The 16484-nt window shown below is 64.8% G+C and carries 13 protein-coding genes; 9 read left to right on the plus strand and 4 right to left on the minus strand.

Annotated elements, in window-relative coordinates; translation table 11 throughout:
- Positions 1-24 precede the first annotated feature (24 nt).
- The 3 genes from BG60_RS10190 to zwf form a co-directional block, all read right to left on the minus strand.
- The gene (locus BG60_RS10190; protein WP_033536676.1) at positions 25-1935 is read right to left on the minus strand and encodes a bifunctional transcriptional regulator/glucokinase; all 1911 of its coding nucleotides are present in this window, start codon (positions 1933-1935) and stop codon (positions 25-27) included.
- Positions 1916-2626, minus strand: coding sequence for a 6-phosphogluconolactonase (gene pgl / locus BG60_RS10195; protein ID WP_034471312.1), 711 nt, complete (start codon positions 2624-2626; stop codon positions 1916-1918). Before pgl ends, BG60_RS10190 begins: the two co-directional genes overlap by 20 nt.
- A 128-nt stretch (positions 2627-2754) precedes the next feature.
- Positions 2755-4215 (minus strand): glucose-6-phosphate dehydrogenase, encoded by a 1461-nt coding sequence (gene zwf / locus BG60_RS10200; protein ID WP_034471314.1) that lies wholly within the window; start codon positions 4213-4215, stop codon positions 2755-2757.
- A 586-nt stretch (positions 4216-4801) separates the two neighbouring features.
- Here zwf and BG60_RS10205 point away from each other — a divergent pair.
- From BG60_RS10205 to BG60_RS10230, 6 genes are all read left to right on the plus strand, one after another.
- Positions 4802-6055: an ABC transporter substrate-binding protein gene (locus BG60_RS10205; protein WP_008350833.1), complete on the plus strand. Its 1254-nt coding sequence runs from the start codon at positions 4802-4804 to the stop codon at positions 6053-6055.
- A gap of 255 nt (positions 6056-6310) precedes the next feature.
- Positions 6311-7168 (plus strand): carbohydrate ABC transporter permease, encoded by an 858-nt coding sequence (locus tag BG60_RS10210; RefSeq protein ID WP_235366287.1) that lies wholly within the window; start codon positions 6311-6313, stop codon positions 7166-7168.
- Positions 7158-8015, plus strand: coding sequence for a carbohydrate ABC transporter permease (locus BG60_RS10215; RefSeq protein WP_008350838.1), 858 nt, complete (start codon positions 7158-7160; stop codon positions 8013-8015). The genes BG60_RS10210 and BG60_RS10215 overlap by 11 nt, the downstream gene beginning before the upstream one ends.
- A gap of 30 nt (positions 8016-8045) precedes the next feature.
- Entirely contained in the window at positions 8046-9164 is a 1119-nt protein-coding gene (locus tag BG60_RS10220; protein ID WP_008350840.1) for an ABC transporter ATP-binding protein, read from the plus strand.
- A gap of 106 nt (positions 9165-9270) precedes the next feature.
- Positions 9271-11382 carry a prolyl oligopeptidase family serine peptidase gene (locus BG60_RS10225; RefSeq protein WP_034471316.1) on the plus strand — a complete coding sequence of 704 codons (2112 nt, stop codon included), beginning with the start codon at positions 9271-9273 and terminating at the stop codon, positions 11380-11382.
- A gap of 89 nt (positions 11383-11471) precedes the next feature.
- Positions 11472-11675 carry a hypothetical protein gene (locus BG60_RS10230; RefSeq protein ID WP_034471318.1) on the plus strand — a complete coding sequence of 68 codons (204 nt, stop codon included), beginning with the start codon at positions 11472-11474 and terminating at the stop codon, positions 11673-11675.
- Positions 11676-12103: 428 nt separating this feature from the next.
- On the opposite strand, the gene BG60_RS10235 is transcribed toward BG60_RS10230, so the two are convergent.
- The gene (locus BG60_RS10235; RefSeq protein ID WP_008350845.1) at positions 12104-13315 is read right to left on the minus strand and encodes a Bcr/CflA family multidrug efflux MFS transporter; all 1212 of its coding nucleotides are present in this window, start codon (positions 13313-13315) and stop codon (positions 12104-12106) included.
- A gap of 146 nt (positions 13316-13461) precedes the next feature.
- On the opposite strand from BG60_RS10235, the gene BG60_RS10240 reads away from it, so the two are divergent.
- From BG60_RS10240 to ribD, 3 genes are all read left to right on the plus strand, one after another.
- The gene (locus BG60_RS10240; RefSeq protein WP_034471320.1) at positions 13462-13914 is read left to right on the plus strand and encodes a hypothetical protein; all 453 of its coding nucleotides are present in this window, start codon (positions 13462-13464) and stop codon (positions 13912-13914) included.
- 154 nt (positions 13915-14068) lie between these two features.
- Entirely contained in the window at positions 14069-15352 is a 1284-nt protein-coding gene (gene hemL, locus BG60_RS10245; RefSeq protein WP_008350851.1) for a glutamate-1-semialdehyde 2,1-aminomutase, read from the plus strand.
- A gap of 18 nt (positions 15353-15370) precedes the next feature.
- Positions 15371-16483 (plus strand): bifunctional diaminohydroxyphosphoribosylaminopyrimidine deaminase/5-amino-6-(5-phosphoribosylamino)uracil reductase RibD, encoded by a 1113-nt coding sequence (gene ribD, locus BG60_RS10250; RefSeq protein ID WP_034471322.1) that lies wholly within the window; start codon positions 15371-15373, stop codon positions 16481-16483.
- The last annotated feature ends 1 nt before the right edge of the window (position 16484 follow it).

The raw sequence follows: 16484 nt of genomic DNA on the forward strand, positions 1-16484 counted from the left end.
CGTTCATCGCGCTTCGAAAGCGCTTCAGTCCCGCGCCATTCCCGATGCGCCGTGGCTCAGCCAGTCGAGCACGGCGGCGGCGTCATCGTCGCTCGACTGACGCGCCTTCGCGACCGTCTCGCTGATCTTCGCGCCGGGCTTCGGCGCGGCACGGCGAATCGCGACGCCGACCGCGAGAATGTCGATGATGACGAGGTGCAGAATGCGCGAGATCATCGAAAGCTGCGACTCGCGGATCTCGATGTGATCCGTCTCCAGCGCGACCGTCGCGCGCTTGGCGAGCGGCGTGTTGCTCGACGTAATAGCGATGACCGTCGCGCCTTGCTGCATCGCCACTTCGAGCACGCGCAGCAGTTCCGGCGCGCGCCCCGACTTCGACACCGCCACGATCACATCGCCCTTGCCGAGCAGCGCCGCGGACGCCGCCTGCATGTACAGGTCGCCGTACGCGATCGTCGGAATGCCGAAGCGGAAGAACTTGTAGTGCGCGTCCTGCGCGACGATATTAGAATTCCCGAGCCCGTAGAACTCGATGCGCCGCGCGCCGTTGAGGATATCGATCGCGCGCTCGACGTTCTCGAAGTTCAGATGCTCGCGCAACTGCAGGATCGCCGACACGGTGTTGTCGAGCACCTTCGCGCCGAAGTCCGTGGCCGTATCGCCGAGATGCACCTGGCTGTGGCTCACCGGAATGGTGCCGGTCAAGCCGGTCGCGAGCTTCAGCTTGAAGTCGGACAAGCCCTGGCAGCCGAGCGAGCGGCAAAAGCGGATCACCGTCGGCTGGCTGACGTCGGCCTTGCGCGCGATGTCGATGATCGGATCGTTGATGATCGAGCGCGGATGATTCAGCGCGAGATCGGCGACGCGCCGCTCGGCGGGCGTCAGCGCGTCACGCATCTGGCGGATGCGTTCGAACACGGCCGACGAACCGCTGTTCGCGCGATTCGACAACTGCTCCGACAAAATCGCCGACACGCCGAGAAACGCCGGATATTCCGCCGTGATGATGTACGTCGGAATGCCCGACAGATACTGCTGGAAGCGCCCTTTCGACTCGAAGCGCTCGCGAAACGGCGACTTGTGGAACAGCTCGCCGAGCTTCAGCACGATGCCGCCGCCGATGTAAATGCCGCCCAGCGCGCCCAGCGTCACCGCGATATTGCCCGCGAACGTGCCGAGGATCGCGCAGAAACAGTTCACCGTTTCGAGCGCGAGCGGCTCGCCTTGCAGCGCGCGCGTCGTGACATCGGCGGCGGTGAAGGTGTCGGCGACCGTGACGTTGTCGCGCTCCGCGAACGCCCGGTAAATCAGCTCCAGCCCCTGCCCCGCGCACACGCGCTCGAACGAGACGTGCGGAAACTTGCGGCGCGCATAGCGGGTGACGAGGTCTTCGTTCTCGTCGAACGGCGAAAACGTCGCGTGGCCGCCTTCGCTGCCGAGCGCGATCCAGCGATCGTCCGCCGGAATCAGCCCGGAGACGCCCAAACCCGTGCCGGGGCCGAGCAGACCGATCACGCTGTTCTGCCGCCGCGAGCCGCCGCCGACCTGTTCGCGCTGGGCGTCGGTCAGGCCGGGCAGCGCCATCGCGAGCGCGGTGAAGTCGTTCACGACGAGCAGCGTGTCGAAGCCGAGCGCGCGGCGCGTCGCCTCGATCGAGAAGCTCCAGTCGTGATTGGTCATCTTCACGTGATCGCCGTCGACCGGATTCGCGATCGCGATCGCCGCATGATTGACGCGGCCGACCTTCGTGTCCTTCAGATACTGCTGCATCACCTCCGCGATGCCGGGGTAATCTGCCCCCGGATACACGCGGATCTGCCCGATCTCGCCGGTTGCGGTCTCCAGCGCGAAGCGCGCGTTCGTGCCGCCGATGTCGGCCAGAAGCCGCGGTCCGTCGGCGTGCTGAGCCGCTGTCTTATGCACACCAGTAGACATCGAGCTTCACTCCTTCAGCGTGGGCCAGCGTCGAGATGGCGTTTTTTTGCGGCGCGGCGAGCGCCGCGTTCAGGACGTCGAGTTTCTTCTGCCCGGCGATGAACAGATACAACTGCCCGATCTGCTTGAGCGCCGACATCGACAGGCTCACGCGCGCATGCGGCGCCGCGCCCGGATGCACGGCGATGAACCGGTCCGGCGTGGAGATCGCGAAATCCCATTCGGGCGCGTCGGCGAAAATCGAGGCCGTGTGGCCGTCCTCGCCCATGCCGAGCACGGCCACGTCCGGCAAACGGCGGCGCGGATCGGCGTTCAGTTCGGCGATGTGCGCCTCGAGCGGCTTGGCCGTATCGACGAGCGGCAGGAAATACGCCGACCCCGCCGCGTTCTGCAGCAGCGTGTCGCGCACGAGCTGCGCGTTGCTCGCGGAATCGGTTTCGGGCACCCAGCGGTCGTCGACGAGCGTCACGTCGATGTGCGCCCAGTCGAGCGGCTCGCGCGAGAGCGACTGCAAGAACGGTTTCGGACTCGTGCCGCCCGAGACCGCCAGCGTGGCGTGAGCGGTTTGTCCGGCGGCGTCGGCCGATGCCGCGCCTCTTGCCGCGAGGGACGCTTTCAGCGCGTCGCTCACGGCTTTCGCCAGCGCGTTCGAATGGGCGCGCGGATCGTCGAAAGTATGAAGCTCGATCACTGCTCCTCCTGCTTGTTCTGGTTTATCGATCCGCTTTCTGTTCGCGCCGTCGCAATGACGGGCGAAGCGGTGTCCTGAATCTTCGTGCGCGCCGCGCGCCTCTTGCGGGCTGCGTCGGCGTCACTCCCTCAATTCTCTTCTTCCAGCCAGCACGTGCCCGCCTGCGCGAGCATCGCGCTCGATGCCGCCGGTCCCCACGTGCCCGCCGCATACGGCTTCGGCTTGCTGGTCGCCGATGCCCACGCGTTCAGGATCGGCTCGACCCAGCGCCACGCCGCTTCCTGCTCGTCGCGCCGCACGAAAAGCGCGAGGCGGCCGTGAATCACATCGAGCAGAAGCCGCTGATACGCCTCCATCTGTCCTTCCTTGAAGAACTGATCGAACGCGAGATCCAGATGTACGCTCGCGAGGTTCATGCCCTCGCCCGGCTGCTTCGCCAGGCAGTAGAGACGAATCGACTCGTTCGGCTGCAACCGGATCACGAGACGGTTCGCGCCCGCGCGCAATGCGTTCGCGCCGAGCGCCGAATGCGGCACCGCGCGGAAATTCACGACGATCTCCGCGACGCGATCCGCGAGCCGCTTGCCCGTGCGCAGGAAAAACGGCACGCCCGCCCAACGCCAATTCTCGATCTCCACCTTCAGCGCGACGAAAGTTTCCGTCGTGCTGTCGGGGCGCACGCCCGGCTCGGTCACGTACGCGGGCACCGCCGTACCGCGGATCACACCCGCATGATATTGCCCGCGCACCGCGACGCGGCTGATGTCGCGCTCGTCGACGGGCTTGAGCGCGCGCAGCACGCGCAGTTTCTCGTCGCGCACGGAGTCGGAGTCCATCGAGTGCGGCGGCTCCATCGTCACGATGGAAAGCAACTGGAGCAAGTGGTTCTGCACCATGTCGCGCAGCGCGCCCGTATTGTCGTAGAAGTCGCCGCGCGCTTCCACGCCCAGTTCCTCGGCGATCGTGATCTGGATGCTCTCGACCCATTCCCGCCGCCACAGCGGCTCGAAAAGCGCGTTGCCGAAGCGCAGCGCGAGCAGGTTCTGCACCGGCTCCTTGCCGAGATAGTGATCGATCCGATAGATCTGCTCTTCCTGGAAGATTTCGCCGACGGCGTCGTTGATCGCGTTCGACGACTTCAGGTCGTAGCCGAGCGGCTTTTCGAGCACGATGCGCGCGTTCTGGTTCAGGCCGACATCGGCGAGCGCCCGGCAGATCGGCACGAACAGCGACGGCCCCGTCGCCAGATAGAAGACGCGCGTGCCGTCGAACCGGGCGAGCGCGTCGCGCAAGACGACGAAGTCCTCCGGACGTCCCAGGTCCAGCCCGACGTACTCGAAGCGCTCGATGAAGCTCTGCCACGCGGCTCCATCGATGCCGTTCTTCGCTACATGCGGCTTCACGTGATCCTCGACCCACGCGCGGTATTCCTCTTGCTGCTTGGCCTCGCGCGCGACCGAGACGATTCTGCCCGCCGGATTGAGCATGCCCGCGCGATGCGCCTCGAAGAGCGCGGGAAGAATCTTGCGCATGGAGAGGTCGCCGGTGCCGCCGAAGAGTACGAAGGTGAAGTTCGAGTCGCTTTGCATGAGTCTCTACGTGGGTTCGAGAGCGGATGTGAGTCGAATCGGGGCGAGTCGCCCGGGTGACTACGGATGACAGCGTAGTCCGATAAAATTTTTTTTGACACTGAATTGTAGTTTAACTACAATCCAAATCAAGAGGAAATGTCATCTACAGAAAATTGCCAAAGTCAATCAGACAAGTCTGGTGACGAGCTTTTTTACAGATGATCGTTCTGAGCGCATGTTAACGGAGCGCGCGGCGCGCCGCTTTCCACGGAAAGCGCCCCTTGCGGCTCACGATCGTTCAGGCCTCGCGCCTCGCCGTCGAGTGCGTCTTTCGGGGCAACGCTCGAACGAACGGGTAAAAATCAAAAGAGGAGACAGCCGTTGCGATTCAACCCACTCATCTCTTGAGCGCCGTGCGGCCGACTATCGGTCTGCCGGCCCGGCACGTCGCGTCCGTCGTGACTCGCGCCTGCCGCATCCCCGCCGACACCGCCGATTCCCGGCCATCCAGTTTTGCCGTTTTTTCGACCACCGCTTCTTAGCCATGCTTCTGGCTGCATCGGGAGCCAATCGTTTCTTGTCAGGTGTCTGGAGGAGATAAACAATGAAAGTCCGTAAGCTCATGGGCGCGCTGTGCGCCGCAGGTCTTCTGTGCGGCGCGACGGCGTCGGCGGTTCAGGCTGCCGAGGCCGTTTCCGTGTTGCACTGGTGGACGTCCGGCGGCGAATCCAAGGCTGTCGGCGTGCTCAAGGACGACATGACGAAGCAGGGTTACACCTGGAAGGACTTCGCTGTCGCGGGCGGTGCGGGCGCGGCCGCGATGACCGCGCTGAAGACGCAGGTCATCTCGGGCAACGCGCCGTCGGCGGCGCAGATCAAGGGTCCGCTGATCCAGGAATGGGCCGAGCAAGGCGTCCTCGTGCCGATCGATTCCGTCGCGGGCGACTGGAAAAAGAACCTGCCGCCGGAAATCGACAAGATCATCCACGCCGACGGCCACTACGTCGCCGCGCCCTTCTCGGTGCATCGCGTGAACTGGCTGTACATCAACAAGGCCGCGCTCGACAAGGCGGGCGGCAAGGTCCCGACCAACTGGAACGAGTTCTTCCAGGTCGCCGACAAGATGAAGGCCGCGGGCATCATGCCGATCGCGATGGGCGGCCAGCCGTGGCAGGACCTGACGCTGTGGGAAGACGTCGTGCTGTCGCAGGGCGCGGACTTCTACAAGAAGGCGATCGTCGATCTCGATCAGAAGACCTTGACCTCGGACAAGATGGTTCAGGTGTTCGACACGGTCCGCAAGATCCAGGGCTACTTCGATAGCGGCCGCACGGGCCGCGACTGGAACCTCGCGACCGCGATGGTCATCAACGGCAAGGCCGGCATGCAGTTCATGGGCGACTGGGCGAAGGGCGAATTCGCCGGCGCCGGCAAGAAGGCGGGCACGGACTACGTGTGCGCGCCGGTGCCGGGCACGGAGAAGGCCTACACGTTCAACGTCGACTCGTTCGTGTTCTTCCAGCAGAAGGGCCAGAAGGCTGCGACGCCGGGCCAGCTCGCGCTCGCGAAGACCATCATGACGCCGGAATTCCAGGAGCAGTTCAGTCTGAACAAGGGGTCGATCCCGGTGCGTCTCGGCGTCCCGATGGATAAGTTCGACGACTGCGCGAAGAAGTCCTACGCTGATGAACAGACGGCGATCAAATCGGGCGGCTATGTTCCGTCGCTCGCGCACGGCATGGCTCAGGGCGATGCCGTCGCCGGCGCGATGACCGACGTCGTGACGAAGTTCATGAATTCGTCGCAGGATTCGAAGAGCGCGGTTGCCGCACTCGCGAACGCCGCCAAGACGAAGTAAGGCCGCATCCGCCCGGCGCGTGTGCGAAAGGCATGCGCCGGGCGGGGCAAGACAGAGCAGGACTGCATCTGTAACGTCGCAACATTTCAGCGCCAGCAGGCATTCGCCACAGAAGCGCCAGTCAGTGCACCTAAACGCACGAAAAGCGCCGGCGCATCTTCCAGGAGTCGAGTCGTGACTGCCTCCATCGCCGCGGACAAGAAACCGCAAAACCCGCCCCGTCGCGCGTCACCGACGGCGGCGCTCGCCGATCGCATGATTCCGAAGCTGGTGCTCGCTCCCAGCGTCGTGATCGCGCTCGTTTTCGTGTACGGCTTCATCGCCATTACCGGGTATCTGTCGCTTTCCGAATCGCGGCTCATGCCGCGCTACGATTTCGCGGGCTTCGACCGCTACAAACAGCTTTTCGCCAACGATGTCTGGTGGACTTCCGCCGCCAACCTCGGCTGGTTCGGCATTCCGTTCATCGGGATTTGCGTGTTCCTCGGCCTTTTCCTTGCGATCCTTCTCGACCAGAAGATCCGCAACGAAGGTGCATTGCGCGCGGTCTTCCTCTATCCGATGGCGCTTTCGTTCATCGTGACCGGCACCGCGTGGCAGTGGATTCTGAACCCCGGCCTCGGTCTGGAGAAAGTGTTTCATGACTGGGGCTGGACGAGTTTCTCGTTCAACTGGCTCGGCGACCCGGACAAGGCGATTTTCTGCGTCGTGATCGCCGCGGTGTGGCAATCGACGGGCTTCGTGATGGCGCTCTTCCTCGCCGGTCTGCGCGGCGTCGACGGCGAAATTTTCAAGGCCGCGCAAGTCGATGGCGCGACGCTGCCGACCATCTACCGCAAGATCGTGATTCCGAGCATGCGCCCGGTGTTCTTCTCCGTGCTGCTGATCCTCTGCCACATCACGATCAAGACCTTCGACCTCGTCGTCGCGTTGACGGCGGGCGGTCCGGGCACGTCGTCGTCGCTGCCGGCAATCTTCATGTACACGTTCTCGTTCAATCGCGGGCAACTGGGCGTGGGCGCCGCATCGTCGATGATGATGCTCGCCACCGTCGTCGCCGTGCTCGTGCCGCTCATGTATCTCGAATCGAGGAGCACCCGCAATGCAGCCTAAGATGACCCTGAGCCGCGCCGTCATCTACGCGGTGCTCATACTTTTCGCGCTCTACTTCCTGTTCCCGATCTACGTGATGCTGTCGACGTCGTTCAAGGATCTCGACCAGCTTCGCACGGGCAATCTGCTCACGCCGCCGACGCACTTCACGTTCGCGCCGTGGGTCAAAGCGTGGCAGGAAGCGTGTACCGGCGTGCGCTGCGACGGCATGGAGCCGTTCTTCATGAACTCGGTCCGCATGGTGATCCCCGCCGTGCTGATCTCGTCGTTCATCGGCGCGTTCAACGGCTACGTGCTCACGCACTGGCGCTTCCGCGGCGCGGACGCCATCTTCACGATGCTGCTCGTCGGCTGCTTCATCCCCTTCCAGGCGATCCTTCTTCCGATGGCGCGTCTGCAGGGCTTTCTCGGCCTTTCGAACACGACGACCGGCCTCGTGCTCGTGCATGTGATCTACGGCATCGCGTTCACGACGATGTTCTTCCGCAACTTCTACGTGAGCATTCCGGCCGAGCTCGTGAAGGCGGCGCGCATCGACGGCGCGGGTTTCTTCACCATCTTCACGAAGATTCTGCTGCCGGTGTCGCTGCCGATCTTCATGGTGTGCCTGATCTGGCAATTCACGCAGATCTGGAACGATTTCCTGTTCGGTATCGTGTTTTCGGGCGTGGATTCCATGCCGATCACGGTGGCGCTGAACAACCTCGTGAACACATCGACGGGCGTGAAGGAATACAACGTCGACATGGCCGGCGCGATCATCGCCGCATTGCCGACGATCCTCGTCTACATGATCGCGGGACGTTATTTCGTGCGCGGGCTGACGGCCGGCGCGGTGAAGGGTTAAACGAGCAGTATCGAGAGATAGAGGATTCACATGGCAAGCCTTTCCATCCGTGACGTGTACAAGACCTACCCGAACGGGGTGCCGGTTCTCAAGGGCGTCAATATCGATATCGAGGACGGTCAGTTCCTGATCCTCGTCGGCGGCTCGGGCTGCGGCAAGTCGACCCTGCTGAACATGATCGCGGGTCTGGAGACCGTGACCCGTGGCGACATCATGATCGACGGCAAGACGGTCAACGACCTCTCGCCGAAGGACCGCGATATCGCGATGGTGTTCCAGTCCTACGCGCTCTACCCTTCGATGAGCGTGCGCGACAACATCTCGTTCGGTCTCAACATTCGCAAGGTGCCGAAGGACGAGCAGAAGAAGATCGTCGATCGCGTGTCGGAGACGCTGCAGATCGGTCATCTGCTCGATCGCAAGCCGGGGCAACTGTCGGGCGGGCAGCGTCAGCGCGTCGCGATGGGCCGCGCCCTCGCACGCGATCCGGTGATGTTCCTGTTCGACGAGCCGCTTTCGAACCTCGACGCGAAGCTGCGCATCGAGATGCGTTCGGAGATCAAGCTCTTGCATCAGCGCCTCGGCACGACGATCGTCTACGTGACGCACGATCAGATCGAAGCGATGACGCTCGGCGATCGCATCGCGGTGATGAAGGACGGCATCGTGCAGCAGTTCGGCGCGCCGCAGGAGATTTACGATTCGCCGTCGAATCTGTTCGTCGCGGGCTTCATCGGCGCGCCGCCGATGAACTTCATCACGGGCAAGCTCGTCGAGTCGGGTTCGGGCGTCGGTTTGCAACTCGATACGGGCGTCACGCAGAAGGTGCTGAATCTGCCGTTCGATGCGGGTCGTTTGCGCAGCAAGGTCGGGCAGGATGTGATTCTGGGCCTGCGTCCGGAGCGCATCACCGATTCGCGCAGCGCGCACGATGTGTCGGATGCGAGCCTGCAGCCGGTCGACGTGCGCGTCGACGTGATCGAGCCGACCGGCCCGGACACGCTCGTGTTCGCGCAGGTGAACGGCAAGCGCGTCGTGTCGCGCGTGCACCCTGCGAGCAATCCGCAGCCGATGACGAACATGACCCTGCTGTTCGATGTGTCGAAGGCCGTGCTGTTCGATCCGCAGACGGAAGAGCGGCTGGCTTGAGTCTGCCTGGTCGTTCAAGTCGAAAGCCGCGCTGATGCGCGGCTTTTTCATTGCGCCGCCATAACAGGCACAATCGGCGTTTTGCCTTTCGAAGCTCCGATTCCGCATGACTATCCTCGATCAGAATCCCGAACTCGCCTGGCCGCCCTCCGACGGCCCCGATCCCTTCATCGGCCTCGAAGCGCTCGACGACGCCCGCGTGCAGTCGTGGATCGACGCCCAGAACCGCCGCACCGAAGCCGCGTTCGGCAACACGCCCGACGCGCGCGCCCTCGCCGGCCGGCTCGAAAAGGCGTACACGTCGAAAGACCGCATCGTCGCCTGTTCGCGTTACGGCGACTGGGGCTACAACACATGGCAGGACGACGCGCATCCGCTCGGCATCGTACGCCGCACGCCGTGGTCTGCGTGGCTCGAAGGCAAGCCCGCATGGGAAACGATCCTCGACGTCGACGCGCTCGACCTGAACACCGACGCGGTGGGCGACACACGCTGGGCCCTCGCCGACTTCGACATGCTCTATCCCGACTACGATCGCGCGCTCGTGAGCCTGTCGCCGGGCGGCTCGGACGCGTGCATGGTGCGCGAGTTCGAGATCGCGTCGAAAACGTTCGTCGCGGATGGCTTCGCATTGCCCGATGTCGGCAAGCACGACATCTCGTGGATCGATCGCGACACCGTGTACGTCGGCTGGGACGACAGCAAGACGAACCCGAGCCCCGCGCTGACGACATCCGGATTTCCACGGCAGGCGCGTCGCTGGAAGCGCGGCACGCCGCTCGCGGATGCGCCAGTCGTGTTCGAAGGCAATCGGCGCGACGTGTCGGCGGGCGTGGACTACGATCCGATCGAGAAGCTGCATCTCGCGTCGCGCGCGGTCACGTTCTACGACACGCTCAACTACTGGCTCGACGAAACCGCCAACGAATGGCGCCAGTACGATCTGCCGTCGCACGCGGAAATCGAGCACTGGAACGGCTGGCTCTTCGTCACGCCGCGCAAGTTCTGGAACGCGGGCGGGCGCCGCTACGCGCCCGGCACGCTGACCGTCATCCGCCGCGACGCGTTTCTCGCCGGCTCGCGCCGGTTCACGGCGCTTTTCACGCCGTCGGAACGCCTCGTCCTCGCGGGCATCGACTTCACGAAGCAGTTCCTCATCGTTTCGCAGATGGATGACGGCACGCCGCGCGTCACGCTGCTGCGCCCGGACGCGAATCCCGATGACGCATGGCAGGCGCGCGAATTCGCGCTGCCGGAAGCGAGCCAGTCATGGGTCGATTCGATCGACAGCGAACGCGACGACACCGTGCTCATCCACGTCGAGCATTTTCTGTTGCCGCCGTCGCTCTATCACGCCGATCTCGCCAGCGACGCGCCCTGGCGACTGCTCGCGCGCCTTCCCGCGCAATTCGACGCAACCGGTCTCGCCGCCGTGCGCCGCCACGCGATCGCGCCGGACGGCGAACGCATTCCGTACTGGCTGATCGGAAGAGACATCGAGACCACCGCCGAACCGCGCCCTTGCCTGCTCTACGGCTACGGCGGCTTCGAAGTCGCGCTCGACCCCGGCTACGACGCAACCACGGGCATCGCGTGGCTCGAACGCGGCGGGCTGTACGCGGTCGCGAATATCCGTGGCGGCGGCGAGTTCGGCCCGGCGTGGCATCAGGCGGCATTGCGCGAGAACCGTCAAATTTCGTTCGATGATTTCACCGCGGTGGCGCAAGCGCTCGTCGATAGCGGCGTCACGACGCCGAAGAAGCTCGCCATTCGGGGCGGCAGCAACGGCGGCCTGCTCACCGGCGCGTGCATGGTCCAACGGCCCGAGCTTTTCGGCGCCGTGCTGTCCGAAGTGCCGCTGCTCGATATGGCGCGCTTTCACTTGCTGTTGCAAGGCGCATCGTGGATCGACGAATACGGCGATCCCGACGACGCCGGCGATCTTCATCATCTGATGGCGTATTCGCCGTATCAGAACGTGAAGGCCGACGTGACGTATCCGCCGGCGCTGTTCACGTCATCGACGAGCGACGACCGCGTGCATCCCGGCCACGCGCGCAAGATGGCCGCGAAGATGCAGGCGCAAGGCCACGCCGACGTCTGGTATCAGGAGACCGGCGACGGCGGGCACGGCGCGGGCGTCGAACCCGGAGCGGTCGCGCAGGCGGAAGCCGCGGCCTTCACGTTTCTCGCGGCGACGATCGGCCCCCTCGAATAGCAGCACGCGGGGACGTTTCAGTCGATGCCTATCGAGAAGCGCGAACGCATTCTGCAGGATCTGGACCCTTCCAATGCGCTTCCCGAGTCATGCCGATCCCGATCCCGCCGACACGCTTCACGCTCGACCCCGATGCGTTCGCCGCCGGCGAACGCGCCTTCGTCACGTCGAACCTGCATGAGATCGTCGCGCTCTGCGTGATCTCCGATGTCAACGAGGCCACGCTGTCCGCGCTCGCGGCGCGCGGCATTCGTCTCGCGCCGCCCATGCCGACGCTCGCGCGCGCAGTTTAGGCGAACATCGGTTTCACGGCGCGCAACAGCGCGTTTCGGCCGTCACGCGGCCTTGCCCACCGATTCGAACTCCTTCGATATGTCGTCGTTCGACGACGGCCTACACTCGTCTCATTCCTTGATGCAGTCCAGCTTCGTCGACAAGGCTGAAACGGCAACGAGGAATAACCGAATCGACACGAACCCGATCAGGAAGCACCTTTGACCCAGGCACCACTGATCGCTCATCTGGAGAACATGCCTATTGCCCCTGCGACCGAAGCGAGCCGGTAAACAACTTTGACCCAGTAAGTTACCGAATCGACAAACAACTGCGATCGACCCAGGAAGCACCTTTGACCCAGGCACATCTGATTCGAGACCGCAAAAACGAGCATCAAATGTTGAGCCTCGCCACATAGCGAGGCTTTTTTGTTTCTGCGCGCCGTTCAGACCTTCACGGGCGCCGCGTGCGAGCGCAGCACCAGCGTGCGCCCGGCGAATGTCAGCACGCCGCACACGCCTATCACGATGCCCATGCCATGCGGCGAAACATCGTGAAACAAGCCGACGGCGAGACTCGCGAGCGCGCCGAGCGCGAGCTGCATCGCGCCGAAAACCGCGGCGGCCGCGCCCGCGTTGTGCGGATACCGATGCATCAGCTCGGTCGTGCAATTGGCCGACAGCAGTCCGACCACGCCGACCACGAAGAACAGCGTCACGACGATCGACCACAGGCCGCCCAAGCCCGTCAGCGCCACGAACGCGACCGCGAGCGCCGCCGCGACGCTCACGAACGATGCAGCCGAAATCATCTTCATCGCGCCGACGCGGCCGACGAACTTCGTGTTGAGCACATTCCCCGCGATGATGCCGACGATGTTCAGGCCGAACAGCAGCCCGTAATACTGCGGCCTGACGTGGAAGTAATCGATATAGACGAACGGCGTGGCGGTGATGTACGCGAACATCGACGCGAAAGCCATGCCGCCGCACATCATGTGGCCCCAGGTGACGGGATCGGTCAGCAGATGCCCGTAAGCGGCGAACGATTTGCCGACCGCCGCGCTCGCGCGCCTTTCCTTAGGCCATGTCTCCGGCACGCGCAGATACGCCGTCACCGCGCATGTCACGCCGAAGAGCGTCAGCGCGACGAACACGACGCGCCAGCTGCCCAGCAGCAGCAATTGCCCGCCGATCAGCGGCGCGAGCAACGGTCCGATCGACGTGACGATGGACAGCATCGACAGGACGCGTGCCGCGTCGGTCGGCGCGTGGGCGTCGCGGGCGATCGCGCGCGCGAGCACCGACGCCGCGCCCGCGCCGAGCGCCTGCAGGAAGCGCACGAAGACGAGCGCGTCGATGGAAAACGCCGCCGCGCAGCCGATGCTCGCGAGCGCGTACAGCGCGATGCCGCCGAGCAGGACGGGGCGGCGGCCATAGGCGTCGGACATCGGACCGTAGAGCAGCATGCCGAACGAGAAGCCGAACATGAAGCTCGTCAGCGTGCTTTGCGCGGCGGCCGGGCTCGTGCCGAACGCGGCGGCGAGCGACGGCAGGCTCGGCAGATACATGTCGATCGACAGCGGGCCGCACGCGGCGAGCGCGCCGAGCAGAAGGATCAAACGGCCATCGGGCCGGCGCCGGGTGGTGTCGGACATGGGGTTCGGGAGACGGGGAAGCGTTGAGGCCGCGCGGCATCCTTACCGCGCAAGGAGCAAACATTGTACGCGAGCCCTTGCCGCGATCCGGCCCCGGTCGCGACGCTGCGTTAAGCTCATCGCTCTCTTCTCGTCCGACCGAACCCATGACCGCCTTTCTGCTGATCTGGAGCCCAAAGAAATGGCCGTGGCCCGACTTGCCCGAGTTCGCGCGGCGCGTCGCCGCAGGCGATGCCGTTGCCGACGTATGGGGCTGCGGCACCGCGCGCGGACTCTTGCCGGGCGACCGGGTCTTCGTGCATCGCGTGTCGCAGGAACCCAGGGGCGTGTTCGCGTCGGGCTGGGTGACGCGCGCGCCGTACGAAGTGCCGGATGCCGGAGCCAAGCGCGGCTATCGGCTGCGCATCGACTTCGTTTATGACTGGCTCGTCGATGCGCGCGAGCAGGTCGTCGTCACGCGCGACGAATTGCGCGCGCATCCGTTCTCCGTGCAGACGTGGGACGCGCAGATGTCCGGCACGCTCATCAAGCCGATCGCCGAGGGCGCGCTGGAAAAACTGTGGGCCGCACGCACCGGACGGCGCTCGATGCGACCCTAGCCGGACACGGTTGCATTGCAACGACTCCGGTACAATTTCAGCATCGTTTTTCGCGCCGGACGGCGCGTTTCGCGCGCCGTGCAGACGTTGCAGCGGCAGCCGGGCGCGTGTCCTCGCGACTCCCGCATCCACTTTTCAGTGCAGGCTTCCATCCATGTCCAAGAATCAAGCTCTCTTCGAACGCGCGCAGCGAACCATTCCCGGCGGCGTGAACTCGCCGGTGCGGGCGTTCCGCTCGGTCGGCGGCACGCCGCGCTTCATCGAGCGCGCAGAAGGCGCGTATTTCTGGGATGCGGATGGCAAGCGCTATATCGACTACATCGGCTCGTGGGGCCCGATGATTCTCGGCCATGTCCATCCGGAAGTGCTCGGCGCCGTACAACGCGTGCTCGCGAACGGCTTCTCGTTCGGCGCGCCGACCGAAGCCGAAATCGAAATCGCCGAGGAAATCTGCAAGCTCGTGCCGTCGATCGAACAGGTGCGGATGGTGTCATCCGGCACCGAAGCGACGATGAGCGCATTGCGCCTCGCGCGCGGCTTCACGAACCGCAGCCGCATCGTCAAGTTCGAAGGTTGCTATCACGGGCACGCGGACAGCCTGCTCGTCAAAGCCGGCTCCGGTCTGCTCACGTTCGGGAATCCCACTTCCGCCGGCGTGCCCGCCGACATCGCGAAGCACACGACCGTGCTCGAGTACAACAACGTCGAGCAATTGAACGAGGCGTTCAAGGCATTCGGGCCGGAAATCGCGTCGGTGATCGTCGAGCCGGTCGCGGGCAACATGAATCTCGTGCGCGCGACGCCCGAGTTTCTCAACGCGCTGCGCGAACGGTGCAACGAATACGGCTCCGTGCTGATCTTCGACGAAGTCATGTGCGGCTTTCGCGTGGCGCTCGGCGGCGCGCAGCAGGTCTACGGCATCAAGCCCGATCTCACCTGTCTCGGCAAGGTCATCGGCGGCGGCATGCCGGCGGCCGCGTTCGGTGGACGCCGCGACATCATGGCTCATCTCGCGCCGCTCGGCGGCGTCTATCAGGCGGGCACGCTGTCGGGCAATCCGATCGCGGTGGCCGCGGGCCTGAAGACGCTGCAACTGATCCAGCGTCCCGGTTTCTACGACGATCTCGCCAAGCAGACGCGCAAGCTCGTCGACGGCCTCACCGGCGCCGCCCGCGACGCGAAGGTGCCCTTCTCCGCCGATTCGATCGGCGGCATGTTCGGCCTGTATTTCATGGACAGCGTGCCGGGCAGCTTCGCGCAGATCCAGCAAGGCGACACGAGGCGCTTCAATGCGTTCTTTCACGCGATGCTCGATGCCGGTGTGTACTTCGCGCCGTCCGCGTTCGAAGCGGGCTTCGTGTCGAGCGCGCACGACGACGCGATCATCGACGCGACGATCGACGCGGCGCGCGGCGCGTTCGCGTCGCTCGCCGCCTGACGTTTCCGGGCCGCGCCGATGTTCTCGCAAACCGACTTCACGCACATGGAGCGCGCGCTCGCGCTCGCCTCGAAGGGCATGTACACGACGACGCCGAATCCGCGCGTCGGCTGCGTGCTCGTCAAGAACGGCGAAGTGATCGGCATGGGCTACACGCAGCCGGCCGGCCAGGATCACGCCGAAGTGCAGGCGCTGAAGGACGCCCGTTCGCGCGGCAAGGATCCGCGCGGCGCGACCGCGTATGTGTCGCTGGAACCGTGCAGTCACTTCGGCCGCACGCCGCCGTGCGCGCATGCGCTCATCGATGCGCGCGTCGAGAAAGTAATCGCCGCGATGGAAGATCCGAACCCGTCGGTGTCCGGCCGCGGCTTGACGATGCTGCGCGACGCCGGCATCGACGTGCGTTGCGGACTGCTCGCGAACGAGGCGCACGAGATGAACATCGGCTTCGTGTCGCGTATGACGCGCCGCCGTCCGTGGGTGCGAATGAAGGTCGCGGCCACGCTGGACGGCCGTACCGGTTTGCCGACGGGCGAGAGTCAGTGGATCACGGGCGAAGACGCGCGCGCCGACGGCCACGCGTGGCGCGCCCGCGCCTGCGCGATTCTCACGGGAATCGGCACGGTGCGCGAGGACGATCCGCAACTGACCGTGCGCGCGGTCGACACGCCGCGCCAGCCGCAACGCGTGCTGATCGACAGCCGGCTGGATGTGCCGATGCACGCGCGCATCCTCGACGGCGCGCCGCCCTGGATTTTCCATTCCGCCGACGCCGATCCGGCGCGCATCGACGCGTTGCGCGAGAAAGGCGCGGATCTGATCGAGCTGTCGAACGAGTACGGCAAGGTCGATCTGCCCGCGATGCTCACGGCGCTCGCCGATCGCGGCATCAACGAATTGCATGTCGAAGCGGGCCACAAGCTGAACGGCTCGCTGCTGCGCGAAGGCTGCGTCGACGAACTGCTGATCTATCTCGCGCCGAGCCTGCTCGGCAGCGCGCCCGGCATGTTCGACTTCGCGCCGCCCGACACGCTGGATGCGCGGCCGCATCTGAAATTTCATCGCATCGACCGGCTCGGCGACGATCTGCGCATACTTGCGCGTTTTGCCGAAGCCAACGTGGCGAGCTGAC

The organism is Caballeronia zhejiangensis (genome assembly GCF_000698575.1).
Classification (GTDB): domain Bacteria; phylum Pseudomonadota; class Gammaproteobacteria; order Burkholderiales; family Burkholderiaceae; genus Caballeronia; species Caballeronia zhejiangensis.